Source organism: Streptomyces sp. NPDC044921, assembly GCF_056432865.1.
In genome coordinates this window covers 102,935-118,353 of sequence record NZ_JBWKIF010000017.1, presented here as the reverse complement: position 1 = coordinate 118,353, position 15,419 = coordinate 102,935, and the positions used below count along the sequence as shown (strand labels likewise).

Below are 15,419 nucleotides of genomic sequence, written 5' to 3'. Positions count from 1 at the left end.
CGTGTCTCTGGGGCGCATGTGAACCGGGGGCCCTCACCGCAGCCGTCCCCGTCGAGCACAGCCCCGACGCTGCCTAATGACGATGAGCTACTGGGGGTAGCAACCACATGACGAAGAAGACGCGGATCCGTGTCGCGCGGATAGCGGCCGGCGCCGTGATCGCCGCCGGTGCCTCGCTGACCGCCGCCGGTGCCGCATCCGCCGCCGAGACCGAGGACTGCGTGCTCGGGATCCTGTGCGCCGAGGAGTCGCCGGCCCCGTCCCCGACGCCCACGCCGACGGAGGAGCCGACCGGCATCCCGACGGGCCTCCCGACGGACCCGCCGTCGACCGAGGAGCCCCCGGTCGAGCCCACGGACGAGCCCACCGAGCCGACCGAGGACCCGACGGACGAGCCGAGCAACCCGGGCAACGGCAACGGCAACGGTGGCGGGAACGGTGGCGGCAACGGCAACGGTGGCGGCAATGGCGGTGGCAACATCGCCGACCCCGCCGGCGGTGCCTCCACCCAGGAGCAGGGCTCCTCGGCCCTCACCGACACCGGCTCGGACAACACCCCGGCCCCGCAGGCCCAGGCCGGCGGCCCGGAGCTCGCCGAGACGGGTGCGGCCCAGACCACCTTCCTGGTGATCGGCGCCGCCACGATGATCGCCGGCGGCGTCGGCTTCCGCGTCCTGCCGCGTCTGATGGGCGGCCGGGGCGGCGCTGCCGCCTGACGGCAGCCGCGCCCGCACGGACCGTGCGCACAGCGCTGAGGGCCCGGAGCAGCACGCTCCGGGCCCTCAGCCATGTGATGTCCGTCTGCGGGCGGCTCCCGGATGGCCAAGCCGTCCGGGGAGCTACGCCGTCACGCCGTCTGGTGCGCCAGCAGGGCCACGGCCGCGATCAGCACCGTCAGCAGGGCGATCAGCGCCATCGGGCTCAGGCCCGCGAGGAAGTTCTCCTGCTGCAGGCGCTCGCGGTTCGCGCGGCACACGGGGCAGCGGCCCTCGCTCACGGGGGCCGCGCAGTTCGCGCACACCAGCCGGTCGTACGTCATGCGCTTGCCCTCCTTGCGACGGTTCCACGTGTCCAACGTTCGTGGGGGCGGGAATGTTCCCCCTCCACTCTGCCAGGTTCCCGCGGAGGGCGCGCGCCGCTCACCCGGTTCCCGCCCCGCCGGGGGGACGTACAAAACGGCACAACCGATGCGCAACCGCGACCGGTGACTGCGGTGCCGTGCCCGGGTCGCGTATGGTCACGCTCATCTACCCCCGGCGACCCGTGGTGCATCCGTGATCCGATTCGACAACGTCTCCAAGGTCTACCCCAAGCAGACCCGCCCCGCCCTCAGAGATGTCTCCCTGGAGGTCGAGAAGGGCGAGTTCGTCTTCCTCGTGGGGTCCTCCGGCTCCGGAAAGTCCACCTTCCTGCGGCTGATCCTCCGCGAGGAGCGGTGCAGCCACGGACAGGTGCACGTCCTGGGCAAGGACCTCGCCCGCCTCTCCAACTGGAAGGTGCCGCAGATGCGGCGCCAGCTGGGGACGGTCTTCCAGGACTTCCGGCTGCTGCCGAACAAGACGGTCGGCGAGAACGTCGCCTTCGCGCAGGAGGTCATCGGCAAGTCGCGCGGCGAGATCCGCAAGTCCGTGCCGCAGGTGCTCGACCTCGTCGGGCTCGGCGGCAAGGAGGACCGGATGCCCGGCGAGCTGTCCGGTGGTGAGCAGCAGCGCGTCGCCATCGCGCGGGCCTTCGTCAACCGGCCGAAGCTGCTCATCGCCGACGAGCCCACCGGCAACCTCGACCCGCAGACCTCCGTCGGCATCATGAAGCTGCTCGACCGCATCAACCGGACGGGCACGACTGTGGTGATGGCCACGCACGACCAGAACATCGTGGACCAGATGCGCAAGCGCGTCATCGAGCTGGAGAAGGGCCGCCTCGTTCGCGACCAGGCCCGCGGCGTCTACGGCTACCAGCACTGAGACCGCTTCCCGAGATCCACGGAAAGGCATAACCAGCCGCCATGCGCGCCCAGTTCGTCCTGTCGGAGATCGGCGTCGGTCTCCGCCGCAACCTGACGATGACCTTCGCCGTCATCGTCTCCGTCGCCCTGTCGCTGGCCCTGTTCGGCGGGTCGCTCCTGATGAGCGACCAGGTCAACACCATGAAGGGCTACTGGTACGACAAGGTCAACGTCTCGATCTTCCTCTGCAACAAGAGCGACGCCGAGTCCGACCCCAACTGCGCCAAGGGCGCGGTGACCGAGGACCAGAAGAAGCAGATCAAGGCCGACCTCGACAAGATGGACGTCGTCCAGACGGTCACGTACGAGTCGCAGGACCAGGCGTACAAGCACTACAAGGAGCAGTTCGGCGACTCCCCGCTGGCCGCCTCCCTCACGCCGGACCAGATGCAGGAGTCGTACCGCATCAAGCTGAAGGACCCGGAGAAGTACCAGGTGGTCGCCACCGCCTTCAACGGCCGGGACGGCGTGCAGTCCGTGCAGGACCAGAAGGAGACCCTGGACAACCTGTTCAAGCTCCTGGAGGGCATGAACTGGGCCGCGCGCGCGGTGATGGCGCTGATGCTCGTCGTCGCCCTGATGCTGATCGTCAACACGGTGCGCGTCTCGGCGTTCAGCCGGCGGCGCGAGACCGGCATCATGCGCCTGGTCGGCGCCTCGGGCTTCTACATCCAGGCGCCGTTCATCATGGAGGCCGCGGTCGCCGGACTCATCGGCGGCACCCTCGCGTGCGCCTTCCTGCTCGTCGCGCGGTACTTCATCATCGACCACGGACTGGCCCTGGCGGATCAGCTCACACTGATCAACTTCATCGGCTGGGACGCCGTCCTGACCAAGCTGCCGCTCATCCTCGCCACGAGCCTGCTGATGCCCGCGCTGGCCGCGTTCTTCGCGCTGCGCAAGTACTTGAAGGTGTGACGCATGCCAAGAGGGGCCGTACGGTCAACGGACCGTACGGCCCTTCCCCTTGTCCTAGACTCACCGGCATGTCAGGTCGTGACCCGTTCTGTCAGCCCCGTCGCATCCGCCGTGGGGCCGCCCTGACATTGGTCTTCGCCAGTGTGCTCGTCGCCGGTGCGGCCACCGGCGCGCTGCCCCAGGGCGACCGGAAGCCGGCGCCGGACGAGGCCCGTTCGGCGAGTCCGGCCGCGCGCCGCGCGGAGATCAGCAGGGCGGCCGAGGAAGCCATGGCGGACGGCAAGTCCCCCGTGGAGGCCGCGCAACGCGCCGTCAGCCGCAGCGGCGACCGCTGGGGCGCCGTCTACTCGGAGGGCGAGTACGAGGAGTTCGAGGACGCCCTCGACGGCCAGTACACCGGCGTCGGCCTGTGGGCCCGCAGTGAGCGCGACGGCCGTATCGAGGTGACCAGGGTGCGCGTCGGCTCGCCCGCCGCCACCGCCGGTATCCGCCCCGGGGACGTGCTGCGCAGCGTCGACGGCCACAGGACCGACGGACGGCCGGTCACCGAGGTGGTCTCGTTACTGCGCGGGGACGCCACCGACGCCCCCGCCGGCACCACCGTCCGCCTCGGCCTGGAGCGCGGCACGCGCGCGTGGACCGAGACGCTGCGCCGGGCCCAGCTGTCCACGGACTCGGTCACCGTCCGCGAGAGCGCGGGACCGGTCACCGTGATCGAGGTCGCCACCTTCACCAAGGGCTCCGGCGAGCAGGTCCGCTCGGCCGTCCGGCAGGCCCCGCCCGGCGGCGTCGTCCTCGACCTGCGCGGCAACTCCGGCGGCCTGGTCCGCGAGGCCGTCACCGCCGCCTCCGCCTTCCTCGACGGCGGCCTGGTCGCCACCTACGACGTCGACGGCGCCCAGCGCGCCCTGCACGCCGAGCCCGGCGGCGACACCACGAAACCCCTGGTCGTGCTTGTCGACGGCGGCACGATGAGCGCGGCCGAACTCCTCACCGGAGCCCTGCAGGACCGCGGGCGCGCGCTGGTCGTGGGCTCGCGCACCTTCGGCAAGGGCTCGGTCCAGATGCCGAGCCGGCTGCCCGACGGCTCCGTCGCGGAGCTGACCGTGGGCCACTACCGCACCCCGTCCGGCCGCGGGGTCGACGGCCGGGGCATCACGCCCGACCTGGAAGCCGGCGAAGGGGCCCTCCAGCGGGCCGAGACCGTCCTGCGGGGCCTGGCGACCTCCTCGTAATCCGCTTCCCGCCGACCCCCTCGGTGGTGCGAAAATGGGCGGCACTATGGCTAAGGAAAAAGGGCGCAAGCTGATCGCGCAGAACAAGAAGGCGCGGCACGACTACCTCGTCATCGACACCTACGAGGCCGGTCTGGTCCTCACCGGGACCGAGGTGAAGTCCCTGCGCCAAGGACGGGCGTCGCTCGTCGACGGCTTCGTGCAGCTCGACGGGAACGAGGCGTGGCTGTACAACGTGCACGTGCCGGAGTACACCCAGGGCACCTGGACCAACCACAGCGCCCGCCGCAAGCGGAAGCTGCTGCTGCACCGTGCCGAGATCGACAAGCTGGAGTCGAAGTCGGGCGAGACGGGCCACACCATCGTGCCGCTCGCGCTGTACTTCAAGGACGGCCGCGCCAAGGTCGAGATCGCGCTGGCGAAGGGCAAGAAGGAGTACGACAAGCGGCAGGCGCTGCGGGAGAAGCAGGACCGCCGGGAGGCCGACCGCGCGATCGCGGCGGTGAAGCGGAGGCAGCGCAGGGCGTAGGGAATACGCTGGCACCGACCTGCGTTGGTCACGTACGATGGTGCTCGCACCCCACAGCGGGTACGCACCCCTCTCCGGAGGGGATTGTCAACACAACATGGGGATGATCGGTTTCGACAGCGGCTGTCGAAGCAGGGGAAGCGTGTCGAGGAAGCGGCAATGATCTCGTAAACCATATGTCGCAAAAAATAATCGCCAACACCAAGCGCGATTCCCAGTCCTTCGCCCTCGCTGCCTGATAAGCAGTGACTGAAGGACCCTAATGGGTGTCAGCCCGGGAGTGTTCCCGACCCGGATCCTGGCATAAGCTAGGGAACTAAACCATCGAGCCCGGTCACGGGGCTCGATGGGAAATCAAACAGTGACTGGGCCCGTCGGCGACTTGTTCGCGTGATCGCCGGGGCCGAGAAAATCGCAGCGAACTGCACACGGAGAAGCCCTGGTTCTGCACCGTTGGACGCGGGTTCGATTCCCGCCATCTCCACTCATCCCATGTGGGCGAAGGCCCCGTCGCTTCCGAGCGGCGGGGCCTTCGTCATGCGCGGCCCGTGCTGCCCCGCTCCGTCAGCCGCGGCGGCAGCAGGGTCGTTTCCGGCACGGGCGGGCCGGTCCGTTCGCGCAGCAGGAGTTCCACCCCGAGCGTGCCCAGCTCCGCCGAGGGCACGGTGACGGCCGAGACCGTGTCCGGGACGTCGGTGCCGACGGCCAGGACCGACAGGTCCTGGGGGATGCGCAGGCCGCGTTGCCGGAAGGCCGTGAGCAGCGGGACCAGCAGCGCGTCGTTCTGGACGACCACGGCCGTCGGGGCGGGACGGGCGCGCAGCAGTCGCTCCGCGAGCGCCTGGGCCGCCGCCGGTTCGGCCGGGTGCACCGAGGACGCCAGGCGGTGCCGGTCGGCGGCTGCCGTGAAGCCCTCGACCAGGCGGCGCGCCGAGGCGGTCTGGCGCAGATAGACCTCCGGCGGCGGGCCGGCCAGGGCCACGGCGCGGTGGCCGAGGCGGGCCAGGTGGTGCACGCACGCCTCACCCGCCGCGCGGTAGTCCAGGTCGACGCAGGGCACACCGGGCGGGTCGGCGGGCAGGCCGACCAGCACGGCGGGGCGGCGCAGGGAGCGCAGCAGGGGCAGGCGCGGGTCGTGCAGACCGACGTCGACGACCAGCAGCGCGTCCGCCGGGACGTGTCCGCCGAGGCGGTCCAATCCCTCCTCGTGGGTGAGGAGCAGCACGTCGTGGTCGTACCCGCGGGCCGCCGTCACCACCGACTGCGTCAGCCGCATCACCGCCGGGAGGTGGACGCCGCCGCGCAGCGGAGCCGCCACGGCCAGGACGTGCGAGGCGCCGTGCGCCGACGGGTCCGGCCGCGGACGGTAGCCCAGCTCCCGGGCGGCCTCCTCCACGCGCCGCCGGGTGGCCGCCGAGATGGGGCGTTTGCCGCTCAGCGCGTACGACACGGTGCTCGGGGAGACCCCGGCCCGGCGCGCCACGTCCGTGATCCTGACCATCAGGCCGACTCCGGCACCGGGCGGGCGCACCGGACCGCCGCCCGACCCCGGCGGCGGCCGACGACCGGACTCCCGGGACCCGCCGACCCGCCACGCAGGGCCCGGCCGGGCGGCTCGTCGCGCAGGGTTCGGCCGGGCGGCGGCTCGTTGGGCGGGGCCGGGTGGGGGCGCGGTTGGGCGTGTGGTGTCCGGTGGGGTGGCGGTTGGGCGTGCCGTATGCGGTGGGGTGGCAGCTCGTCGCGTGGTGCCCAGCCGGGCGGTCGCTGCGGCTCGTCGTGTGGTGCCCGGTGGGGTGGCGGCTCGTCGTGTGGTGCGCAGCCGGGTGGCTCGTCGCGCAGGGTTCGGGCGGGGGGCGGCTCGCCGCGCCAGGTCCGCCGGGTGTCTCCGTGGTCGTGGTCGTGGTCGCGGTCGTGGTCCGCGGGCCGCTCGCCCTCCGTCGCGGCCCCGGACCGGAGCCGGTCGTCCCGTGCGCCGGCCAGGAGCACCGCGCCCGCCCGGACCGGCAGCGGCACCCGGGTGAAGCCATGCCGCTCGTGGGCCCGGCGTGGGCCGGTCACCGCCGCCGCATCCGCCGCGGTGACACGCGCCCGCGGCAGCCGGCAGCCGTCGGTGGAGTTCATGGGGGTCCCTCACTGTCCCGGTGGCCCGACGTCGAAGCGCTTCGACGGACGAACGTATGCGGGGTGCGAGAGGGCGTCAATGGGGTCTGCGGTGATCGGTGAAGCGGTTCGATACACCGGCCAGGGTGAGGACGAGGGCCAGGGCGGCGGCCGCCACCGGGATCGCGTAGCCCGCCGCCGCCGACGCGTGCTCCACCGTCCAGCCGCCGAGCGCGCTGCCGCCTGCGATGCCGCCGAGCAGGCCGGTCACCGCCAAGGTCATGCCCTCGTTGAGCCGGCCCTCGGGGGTGTGCCGCTGGACCAGTGTCATGGTCGTGACCATCGTCGGGGCCGTCGCCATCCCGGCCACCAGCAGGGCCGCCGCCAGGATCGGGAGGGACCCGGTGAGCGCGGCCGCGAGCAGGGGCAGGGTCAGCAGCGCGGTCATCGCGGCCACGCAGCGGGCGAGCCGCCTCGCGGGCGGCCCGGCCGGTCCCGCGGCGCCGTAGAGCAGGCCCGCCGCGCAGGAGCCCGCCGCCTGGAGGGCCAGCACGGCACCGGCCGCCGTGCGGTGCCCCGAGGCGTCCGCGAAGGCGAGTGTGACCACCTCGGTCGCGCCGAAGATCCCGCCCATCGCCAGGCAGACCGCGAGCAGCGGGGGCATGCCGGGGGAGCGCAGCGGCGCCTTGCCGGGTAGGTGCCGCCGGACCGGCGGCTCCGTCGCGCGCCGGCTCGTGAACAGCACCATGCCGGTCAGCAGCAGCACCGCGCCGACGAGCGTGCCCGCCTCCGGGAACAGCACCCCACAGAGGAAGGCCGCCAGCACCGGGCCCAGCATGAAGCACAGTTCGTCCGCGGCCTGCTCGAAGGAGTTGGCGGTGTGCAGGCCCTTCGGGTCGCCGGCCAGCAGGTGGGCCCAGCGGGCCCGGGACATGCCGCCGGTGTTGGGGGTGGTGGCGGTGGTGGCGTAGGAGGCGAACAGGGTCCAGTCCGGGGCGTCGTGGCGGACGCAGAGCAGCAGGGAGAGGGAGCCGAGGACGGCGATCACCGTGGCGGGCAGCGCCACCCGGGCCTGGCCGTGGCGGTCCACGAGCCGCGCGGTCCACGGCGCGACCACGGCGGTCGCCGCGAGCCCCGTCGCCGTGACGGCACCGGCCAGGGCGTACGAGCCCCGCGTCCCGGCGATCATGACGACCGCGCTGACGCTGAACATGCCCATCGGCAGCCGGGCGATCAGGTTCCCGGCGGTGAAGGCCCGGGTGCCGGGCAGGCGGAACAGGTCGCGGTAGGGGGCGAGATGCGGCATGTGCCCACCGTCGCCCGGCGGTGATCAAGCCGTCCAACACCTGTTCGATACAGACTCACGCACCCGGGTTGTGAATCCCGCACCGGGGCACCGCCCCGCCGGCCAGGGAGCACCGCCCCGCCTGCCAGGAGCACCACCCCGTCGGCCGGGCCGAAAACACACTGGCGGAAAACGTTCGCTCCTTGTTCTTCATACAGCGATATGGAGATTCCTAATGCTCCTCATCGCGCATGGAAAAGATGTTGATTCGGGAAAATCCTTCACTCGTTTGCCGCGCATCCGCCGAAGTGGGCCGACGGTTAGTCGGTACATGACCGAGGCGACCAGGAAAGACGGCTGGGCGGTAACGCTCGGCCCATACACCTACATTCCGGCACCGGCGCACTCGTCCGCCACCGTCAACGGCACGCTCACCAGAGGCGGTTGTCCGGTCACGCTGCAGGTGACCGAACCGGTGCTGCGCGATTTCATCGACGCCATGAGCGACCTGGAAAAGGATCTCGCCCGACGGTGGATCAGTGCGACGGAATGGCCCGCTTTCGCCCTCGCGGAATAGCGGGCCACGTCATGTACGACAACGGAATCGAGGGTACCGGACGGCACCGGGCGCCGACCCGGGATTTCATCACCCCGCTGACTCCGCCGGACCCCACCTGGGACCCGGCCGAGGAACTGGCCTTCATCCTCGAAGAGGCCCTCCAGCAGGAGGCGACGCGCGTCCCCGTGCCGCGCGACGAGCCACCGCCCGCGGCAGCCGCGGAACCCGTCCCCGCGCCCGGCGGCGAGCGGATGAGACGGCTCCAGGACATCACCGAGGAGCTCCCGCCCGTCCGGGACGTCCCCCGGCGCCACCGCAAGGTGCGCACCCGCAAGGCCCCGCGCCTGCTGCGCACCACCAGTTTCCTCGTCGCCGCCCTGGCGGCCGTGATCGCCACCGCCGTCAGCCTCCTGAGCGGCATGGTCGCCTACGACCCGCTGCGCCTGGTCGCCGCGTCCCCGGCGGAACGCGGCCTGCGCACCTGGTGGCCCCTGCTGGTGTACGGACCCTGGCTGGTGGCCTCGCTGTCCGTGCTGCGGGCCGCGCTGCACCAGCGCCGTGCCGCGCACTCCTGGACCGTCGTGCTGGTCTTCTCCGGCGTCGCCGTGCTGCTCTGTGTCGCCCAGGCGCCCAGGACCGTGCTCGGCACGGCGGCGGCCGCCCTGCCCGGCATCGCGGCACTGGCCTGCTTCCAGCAGGTCGTCCGGCAGATCACCCTGACGCGTCCGCCCGTACGGTCGGTGCCCCGGCACCGGGTGGGCCAGACGCCGTCGCCCGCCGCGGGGGACGCGCCGAAGGGCGAGAACGAGGCCCGGGGACAGCTCGCCGACCCCTGACCCGCGCGCCGTGGGCCGCTGTAGGTTCACGGCATGCCCGCCCACCTGGACCCGCGTCTGCTGCGCGCCTTCGTCACCGTCGCCGAGGAACTGCACTTCACGCGAGCCGCGCTCCGCCTCCACCTGGCGCAGCAGGCGCTCAGCCGGGACGTGCGGCGGCTGGAGCGGGAACTGGGCGCCGAGCTGTTCGTGCGGACCACCCGGCAGGTGACGCTCACCCCCGACGGGGAGCGGCTGCTGCCGTACGCCCGGCGTGTGCTGCGGGCCCAGGACGACCTGCTCGCCGCCTTCGGCCAGGCCCGGCCCCTGCTCGTCGACCTCAACTCCCCGGGCCTGGTCACACCGCGCCGCGTGCTGCACCTGGCACGCGAACTCGCTCCCGGCCACGAGCTGATGGCCCGCTACGAGAGCGGCCTGACCTGGGCCGCCGGTGAACTGCTCGCGGGCCGGCTGGACGCGTCGTTCGGACGGTTCGCCGGACTGGACCCCGCCCTGCGGACCGGGCTCGACCACCAGCCGGTGCGCTACGAGCCGATGGCGGTCGTGCTGCCCGAGGACCACCGGCTCGCCGGGGCGGCGGAGGTGCCGCTCGCCGAGCTGGCCGGCGAGACCGTCTACGCGGGCGCCGGCAATCCCCGCACACCGGAGTGGACGGGCCTGGCGCGGCTGCTCTTCGAGGGACGCGGGATCGAGCTCGCGCCACCCGCGCCGCTGGCCGTCGGGGAGGAGGAGTTCCAGCGGATCATGGCAAGGACGCGCCACCCGGTCCTCGCCGTCGTCGGATTCCCCGTCCTGCCGTCGACCGTGCTGCGGCCGCTGGTCGATCCCGTGCCGTTGTCGCCCGTGTCGCTGGTGTGGCGCAGGGGCCTGACCCACCCCGCGTTCGACGCGCTGCGCCGGGCGGCGGCCCGCCTCGCGGCACGGGAAGGGTGGCTGAGGCGGCCCTCGGGGGGATGGATTCCAGCCGCCGATCATGTCGTGATGGCGTCTCACGACTGACACGATTCGACACGGCCCACACACAGAACCTGCGCGTGCGCTACATTCGACGCCTGAGCACGGTGTGGTAATAGGGGGCGCTCGGACGGGTGGGGGCCCGGTCCGACGACGGGTGCTCAGGTCGAAAGCGCACCTGGAACCATCCCGTGGGGGGAAGTGCGTGCGCGTGACAAAGTGGCGAGAAGACGCCCAACCCGAATGGCCCGAGGCCGCTACGGCGACCGGTGAACTCACCGCGGACGGCACAGGCCGGGACCGCAGAGCCACGCAGGTCTTCACCGAGGACGACGTCCGGGTGACCGGCGCGCGCCTGCCCGCCGGCACCGAGATCCTGCGCGGCATTCCCCGGCAGAGCGAGGGCGAGGCCGACTCGCTTACCGCGGTGCCCGCCTCCCAAGGGGCCCGGCCGGCCGTCCGCGATCCCTGGCAGGAGCCGGGCGAGGGCGACCCGGACGGACCCGGTTCCGCTCCCGGCCCCGCCGAGCACACGCATGATCCGCACGAGGTCACGGTCCAGCTCGACGCCGTGCAGCTCGGGGACGGCTTCGTCCGGCAGGTCAAGGAGGGCCCCGGTCTCGCCCCCGCCGCCGACCGGCCCGTCTTCGTCGACGAGTCCGGCCGCCGCAGCCGCCGTTTCCGCCGGATAGGCATGGCCATCGCACTGGTCTGCGGCGTCTACGCCGTCGTCATCGTCGCCACGCTGATGTCGGGCAACTCCAACGCGCCCTGGCTGCCCGTGCCCGGCCAGAAGGAGAACCCGCCGGCCGGGCAGGTCGACAGCCCGTCGCTGCCCGCGGAGTCGGCACCGGCCACCGGTACCGACGCGACCGCCCCGAGCGGCACGCCCACCACCGGCGAGACGACGGTGCCCTCGTCCGGCCCCAGCGCCCTGCGGCCGGAGGCCACCGCCGGCTCCGGCCGTTCCGGCACGTCCGCCGATCCCACGCCGACCGCGACCCGGAGCACACCCGCCCCGGGCACCGGCGCCACCGCCCCGGCCCCGAGCAAGCCGGCCGACCCGCCGAGCACGCCGGTCACCGATCCCACGCCCACGGGCGGCACCTCGCCGGAGCCCACCACGACCACGGGAACCGGCGACGGCGGAGGCGACCCCGACACGGTGGCCGGCGGCCCGGCGGAGCCCGTGCCCGTCACCGGGACACCGGCGGCCTAGCCCCGCCGTCGTCGACGACGGCCGCCGTGTGACCTCCGGCCCGCCGGGCCACGGCCGGGCGGCGGCGCCGGGAGCGCTCCGGGCACATCGCCGGTACGACGCCCCGGGCGTGCGGCCGCGCGGCAGGGACCCTGCCACCGCCGCGGCCCCAGGAGCGGGCGGCGGCACACCCCACCCCGCCCTCCGCCGGTGCCGTCCCGCGCCCCGCCCGCCCGTCCGGTGACACCGATCCGCGGCCCGGGCCGCCACCGCGCCGCGACCCAGACCCGAACTCCCGCCGCACCACCGTCCCCGCACCACCGTCCCCGCAGCACCCCGCATCGCACCACCTCGAGGTACCACCACCCATGGCATCCCCAGTCCGCCGTTCCGGGCCCGCGTCACGAGCCCGTGGGGGCTCCCGGCGCCGCCGCCTGCCCCTGCGTCTGCTGTTGCCCCTGCTCGTGCTCGTCGCGCTGATGGCGATGCTCATGCTGCGCGGCTACGTGCACAGCGAGATCCTCGCCGACCACCGCGTCGGTCCGCCCGCGGCCAACGACCGCGTCCCGCAGGACATCCTGAAGGGCGGACCCGTCATCGACACCCGGAACGGGCGCCCCACCAGCCTGCAACTGCCGGACCACGAGCTGGTCCTCACCTTCGACGACGGCCCCGACCCGAAGTGGACGCCGAAGGTGCTCGACGTGCTGAAGAAGCACGACGCCCGGGCCGTCTTCTTCATCACCGGCACCATGGCCTCCCGCTACCCGGACCTCGTCCAGCGCATGGTCGACGAGGGTCACGAGATCGGCCTGCACACCTTCAACCACCCCGACCTGTCGCTGCAGAGCAAGAGCCGCGTCGACTGGGAACTGTCCCAGAACCAGCTCGCGCTGGCCGGGGCGGCCGGCATCCGCACCTCGCTGTTCCGCCCGCCCTACTCCTCGTACGCCCGGAACATGGACAACAACTCCTGGCCGGTCACCGAGTACATCGGCAGCAAGGGCTACATCACCATCGTCAACGACACCGACAGCGAGGACTGGCGCCGGCCCGGGGTCGAGAAGATCATCAGCAACGCCACGCCGAAGGGCGGCAAGGGCGCCATAGTGCTGATGCACGACTCCGGCGGCGACCGGTCCCAGACCGTGGCCGCCCTCGACCGGTACATCAGGGGGCTGCAGGACGAGGGCTACCGCTTCCACACCCTCACCGGCGCCCTCCACGCCCCGAGCGCGCACACCCCCGTCGCCGGGCTGGAGGCGCTCAAGGGCGACGCCTGGGTCTTCCTGGTGCAGGCCTCCGAGAAGACGACCGACGTCCTCGTCGCCGGTCTCGCGGTCGTCGGCGTCCTGGTCTTCGCCCGCCTCGGGCTGATGCTGGTCCTCTCCGTCGCCCACGCCCGCCGCGTCCGGCGCAAGGGCTTCCGCTGGGGCGAGCCCGTCACCGAACCGGTGTCCGTGCTCGTGCCCGCCTACAACGAGGCCAAGTGCATCGAGCAGACGGTCCGCTCCCTGGTCGCCAGCGACCACCCCATCGAGGTGCTGGTCATCGACGACGGCTCCAGCGACGGCACCGCGCGCATCGTCGAGAACCTCGGCCTGCCCGGGGTGCGTGTCGTCCGCCAGCTCAACGCGGGCAAGCCGGCCGCCCTCAACCGGGGCATCGCCAACGCCCGCCACGACATCATCGTGATGATGGACGGCGACACCGTCTTCGAGCCCACCACCGTCCGCGAACTCGTGCAGCCCTTCGGCGACCCGCGCGTGGGCGCCGTCGCCGGCAACGCCAAGGTCGGCAACCGCGACTCCCTCATCGGCGCCTGGCAGCACATCGAGTACGTGATGGGCTTCAACCTCGACCGCCGCATGTACGACGTGCTGCGCTGCATGCCCACCATCCCCGGCGCGGTCGGCGCGTTCCGGCGCAGCGCCCTGGAACGGGTCGGCGGCATGAGCGACGACACGCTCGCCGAGGACACCGACATCACCATGGCCCTGCACCGCGACGGCTGGCACGTCGTCTACGCGGAGAAGGCCATCGCCTGGACCGAGGCCCCCGAGTCCGTGCAGCAGCTGTGGTCCCAGCGCTACCGCTGGTCGTACGGCACCATGCAGGCCATCTGGAAGCACCGCCGGGCCCTCGTCGACCGCGGGCCCTCCGGCCGCTTCGGGCGGGTGGGCCTGCCGCTGGTGTCGATGTTCATGGTCGTGGCCCCGCTGCTCGCCCCGCTGATCGACGTGTTCCTGCTGTACGGGCTGGTGTTCGGCCCGACCGAGAAGACCATCGGCGCCTGGCTGGGCGTCCTCGCCGTCCAAGGGGTCTGCGCGGCCTACGCGTTCCACCTCGACAAGGAACGCATGACCCACCTCATCTCCCTGCCGCTGCAGCAGCTCCTCTACCGGCAGCTCATGTACGTCGTCCTGCTGCAGTCCTGGATCACCGCCCTCACCGGCGGACGGCTGCGCTGGCAGAAGCTGCGGCGCACGGGCGCGGTCGGGCTGCCCGGGGGCGGGACCGCCGCGCCCCAGCAGCAGATGGACGGGAGGCCGGTCGCATGACCACGGCTCCCGCCACCGAGGCCCTGCCGGACCTGCCGAAGGAACAGAGCCCTTCGCCGAAGCCCGGGCGCGACCGCTACTTCGACCTGCTGCGCGCCGTCGCGCTGTTCCGTGTCGTGCTGTACCACCTGACCGGGTGGGCGTGGCTGCCGCTGGTGTTCCCGTCCATGGGCGTGATGTTCGCGCTGGCCGGCAACCTCATGGCCCGCTCGCTGAAGCGCCCGCCGGTCCAGGTGATCCGCGGCCGGATGCGCCGGCTGCTGCCCCCGCTGTGGCTGCTGGGCGTCGTCGGCGTCACCGGCATGGTCCTGCAGGGCTGGGGACCGGACGCGGACGGGCACCCCGGCTGGTGGTGGCTCCACCTCACCTTCTGGATCGTCCCGTTCAGCGACCCGCCGTACGCCGAGGGGCTGCCCGGCGTGCCCGGCCTCATCGGCGAGAACTGGGCGGCGGACCTCGCGGGGCCGCTCTGGTACATCCGCGCCTACCTCTGGTACGTCCTGCTGTCCCCGCTGCTGCTGAAGGCCCTGCGCGCCCTGCCCGTGGTCACGCTGTCCGCGCCGGTCGTCCTGGCCGTCGCCTTCGAACAGGGCTGGCTGACGCTGCCCGGCGAGCGGATCCCCTCGGCGCTCACGGACTTCTCCACGTTCGGCGCCTGCTGGATCCTCGGCATGGCCCACCAGGAGGGCATCCTGCGGCGCCTGCCGCGCTATGTCGTCCCGTCCGTGGCGCCCGTCATCGCCCTGGCTGGCCTCTGGTACGCCCTGCGCCACGGCTTCGGCACCGGCAACGACCTCGACAGCATGCCCCTGGCCCAGGCCCTGTGGTCCTTGGGCACGGTCCTGCTGCTGCTCCACGTCAGCCCGTCCTGGTCCGAATGGCCCCGCCGGCTGCGCCCCCTGGCCGGCACGATCACCCTGCTCAACTCCCGGGCCGTCACGATCTACCTCTGGCACAACACGTGCATCCTGATCGCCGCCACCCTCTGGGACCACCTGTGGGGCTTCCCGCTCCTGGAACAGAACGTCCCCGGCCTCCTGGAAAGCCCCTGGCCGGTCATGGCCCTGGTCTGGCTCCTCATCGGCGCGTGCGTCCTGGCCTTCGGCTGGGCGGAGGACCTGGCGGCCAGGCAGAGGCCTCGGTTGTGGCCGAGCGGTGAGCCTCGGGTGAGGGTTCGCGAGGGCCGCAGGCATGCCGCGTCCGGCGGCTAAGCTGAGCCGGCATCGACGGGGGCGGGCG

The 15,419-nt window shown here is 72.6% G+C and carries 14 protein-coding genes and 1 other RNA gene; 12 read left to right on the top strand and 3 right to left on the bottom strand.

Translation table 11 applies throughout. The annotated features are described in order from the left end of the window. The first annotated feature begins 107 nt into the window (after positions 1 to 107). Positions 108 to 716, top strand: a complete 609-nt coding sequence (locus AC07DA_RS25570) for an LPXTG cell wall anchor domain-containing protein (protein WP_479130528.1) — start codon at positions 108 to 110, stop codon at positions 714 to 716. A 131-nt stretch (positions 717 to 847) separates the two neighbouring features. Here AC07DA_RS25570 and AC07DA_RS25565 read toward each other — a convergent pair whose 3' ends face one another. Next, positions 848 to 1,039: a hypothetical protein gene (locus AC07DA_RS25565; protein ID WP_094052195.1), complete on the bottom strand. Its 192-nt coding sequence runs from the start codon at positions 1,037 to 1,039 to the stop codon at positions 848 to 850. Positions 1,040 to 1,274: 235 nt separating this feature from the next. Between AC07DA_RS25565 and ftsE the strand changes: the two genes are divergently transcribed. The 5 genes from ftsE (at position 1,275) to ssrA (ending at position 5,174) form a co-directional block, all read left to right on the top strand. After that, on the top strand, positions 1,275 to 1,964 hold the full coding sequence (ftsE, locus tag AC07DA_RS25560; RefSeq protein WP_003990615.1) for a cell division ATP-binding protein FtsE: 690 nt from the start codon (positions 1,275 to 1,277) through the stop codon (positions 1,962 to 1,964). 41 nt (positions 1,965 to 2,005) lie between these two features. Next, entirely contained in the window at positions 2,006 to 2,923 is a 918-nt protein-coding gene (gene ftsX, locus AC07DA_RS25555; RefSeq protein WP_383335840.1) for a permease-like cell division protein FtsX, read from the top strand. Between the two features lie 68 nt (positions 2,924 to 2,991). Further along, positions 2,992 to 4,158 (top strand): S41 family peptidase, encoded by a 1,167-nt coding sequence (locus tag AC07DA_RS25550; protein WP_479130527.1) that lies wholly within the window; start codon positions 2,992 to 2,994, stop codon positions 4,156 to 4,158. 46 nt (positions 4,159 to 4,204) lie between these two features. Beyond that, complete coding sequence (gene smpB / locus AC07DA_RS25545) at positions 4,205 to 4,687, top strand: SsrA-binding protein SmpB (RefSeq protein WP_479130526.1); 483 nt, start codon at positions 4,205 to 4,207, stop codon at positions 4,685 to 4,687. A 99-nt stretch (positions 4,688 to 4,786) separates the two neighbouring features. Further along, positions 4,787 to 5,174, top strand: a transfer-messenger RNA (tmRNA) gene (ssrA, locus tag AC07DA_RS25540). A 48-nt stretch (positions 5,175 to 5,222) separates the two neighbouring features. On the opposite strand, the gene AC07DA_RS25535 is transcribed toward ssrA, so the two are convergent. After that, complete coding sequence (locus tag AC07DA_RS25535) at positions 5,223 to 6,188, bottom strand: LacI family DNA-binding transcriptional regulator (protein ID WP_479130525.1); 966 nt, start codon at positions 6,186 to 6,188, stop codon at positions 5,223 to 5,225. Positions 6,189 to 6,884: 696 nt separating this feature from the next. After that, on the bottom strand, positions 6,885 to 8,093 hold the full coding sequence (locus AC07DA_RS25530) for an MFS transporter (protein ID WP_479130524.1): 1,209 nt from the start codon (positions 8,091 to 8,093) through the stop codon (positions 6,885 to 6,887). A 310-nt stretch (positions 8,094 to 8,403) separates the two neighbouring features. Between AC07DA_RS25530 and AC07DA_RS25525 the strand changes: the two genes are divergently transcribed. The 6 genes from AC07DA_RS25525 to AC07DA_RS25500 all read left to right on the top strand — a co-directional run bounded on the left by AC07DA_RS25525 (position 8,404) and on the right by AC07DA_RS25500 (position 15,391). Further along, positions 8,404 to 8,649 (top strand): hypothetical protein, encoded by a 246-nt coding sequence (locus AC07DA_RS25525; protein WP_309094133.1) that lies wholly within the window; start codon positions 8,404 to 8,406, stop codon positions 8,647 to 8,649. An 11-nt stretch (positions 8,650 to 8,660) separates the two neighbouring features. Continuing rightward, positions 8,661 to 9,467: a hypothetical protein gene (locus AC07DA_RS25520; RefSeq protein WP_479130523.1), complete on the top strand. Its 807-nt coding sequence runs from the start codon at positions 8,661 to 8,663 to the stop codon at positions 9,465 to 9,467. A gap of 33 nt (positions 9,468 to 9,500) precedes the next feature. Next, the gene (locus AC07DA_RS25515) at positions 9,501 to 10,466 is read left to right on the top strand and encodes a LysR family transcriptional regulator (RefSeq protein ID WP_479130522.1); all 966 of its coding nucleotides are present in this window, start codon (positions 9,501 to 9,503) and stop codon (positions 10,464 to 10,466) included. 166 nt (positions 10,467 to 10,632) lie between these two features. Beyond that, positions 10,633 to 11,640, top strand: a complete 1,008-nt coding sequence (locus AC07DA_RS25510) for a hypothetical protein (protein ID WP_479130521.1) — start codon at positions 10,633 to 10,635, stop codon at positions 11,638 to 11,640. Between the two features lie 347 nt (positions 11,641 to 11,987). Then, on the top strand, positions 11,988 to 14,180 hold the full coding sequence (locus AC07DA_RS25505; RefSeq protein ID WP_479130520.1) for a bifunctional polysaccharide deacetylase/glycosyltransferase family 2 protein: 2,193 nt from the start codon (positions 11,988 to 11,990) through the stop codon (positions 14,178 to 14,180). After that, complete coding sequence (locus AC07DA_RS25500; protein WP_479130519.1) at positions 14,177 to 15,391, top strand: acyltransferase family protein; 1,215 nt, start codon at positions 14,177 to 14,179, stop codon at positions 15,389 to 15,391. Before AC07DA_RS25505 ends, AC07DA_RS25500 begins: the two co-directional genes overlap by 4 nt. The last annotated feature ends 28 nt before the right edge of the window (positions 15,392 to 15,419 follow it).

Coding starts and splice junctions, on each gene's coding strand:
- ftsX (WP_383335840.1), top strand. CDS start 2,006: ATGCGCGCCCAGTTCGTCCTGTCGGAGATCGGCGTCGGTCTCCGCCGC.
- AC07DA_RS25530 (WP_479130524.1), bottom strand. CDS start 8,093: ATGCCGCATCTCGCCCCCTACCGCGACCTGTTCCGCCTGCCCGGCACC.
- AC07DA_RS25500 (WP_479130519.1), top strand. CDS start 14,177: ATGACCACGGCTCCCGCCACCGAGGCCCTGCCGGACCTGCCGAAGGAA.
- AC07DA_RS25505 (WP_479130520.1), top strand. CDS start 11,988: ATGGCATCCCCAGTCCGCCGTTCCGGGCCCGCGTCACGAGCCCGTGGG.
- AC07DA_RS25565 (WP_094052195.1), bottom strand. CDS start 1,039: ATGACGTACGACCGGCTGGTGTGCGCGAACTGCGCGGCCCCCGTGAGC.
- AC07DA_RS25570 (WP_479130528.1), top strand. CDS start 108: ATGACGAAGAAGACGCGGATCCGTGTCGCGCGGATAGCGGCCGGCGCC.
- AC07DA_RS25525 (WP_309094133.1), top strand. CDS start 8,404: ATGACCGAGGCGACCAGGAAAGACGGCTGGGCGGTAACGCTCGGCCCA.
- AC07DA_RS25535 (WP_479130525.1), bottom strand. CDS start 6,188: ATGGTCAGGATCACGGACGTGGCGCGCCGGGCCGGGGTCTCCCCGAGC.
- AC07DA_RS25515 (WP_479130522.1), top strand. CDS start 9,501: ATGCCCGCCCACCTGGACCCGCGTCTGCTGCGCGCCTTCGTCACCGTC.
- AC07DA_RS25550 (WP_479130527.1), top strand. CDS start 2,992: ATGTCAGGTCGTGACCCGTTCTGTCAGCCCCGTCGCATCCGCCGTGGG.
- smpB (WP_479130526.1), top strand. CDS start 4,205: ATGGCTAAGGAAAAAGGGCGCAAGCTGATCGCGCAGAACAAGAAGGCG.
- AC07DA_RS25520 (WP_479130523.1), top strand. CDS start 8,661: ATGTACGACAACGGAATCGAGGGTACCGGACGGCACCGGGCGCCGACC.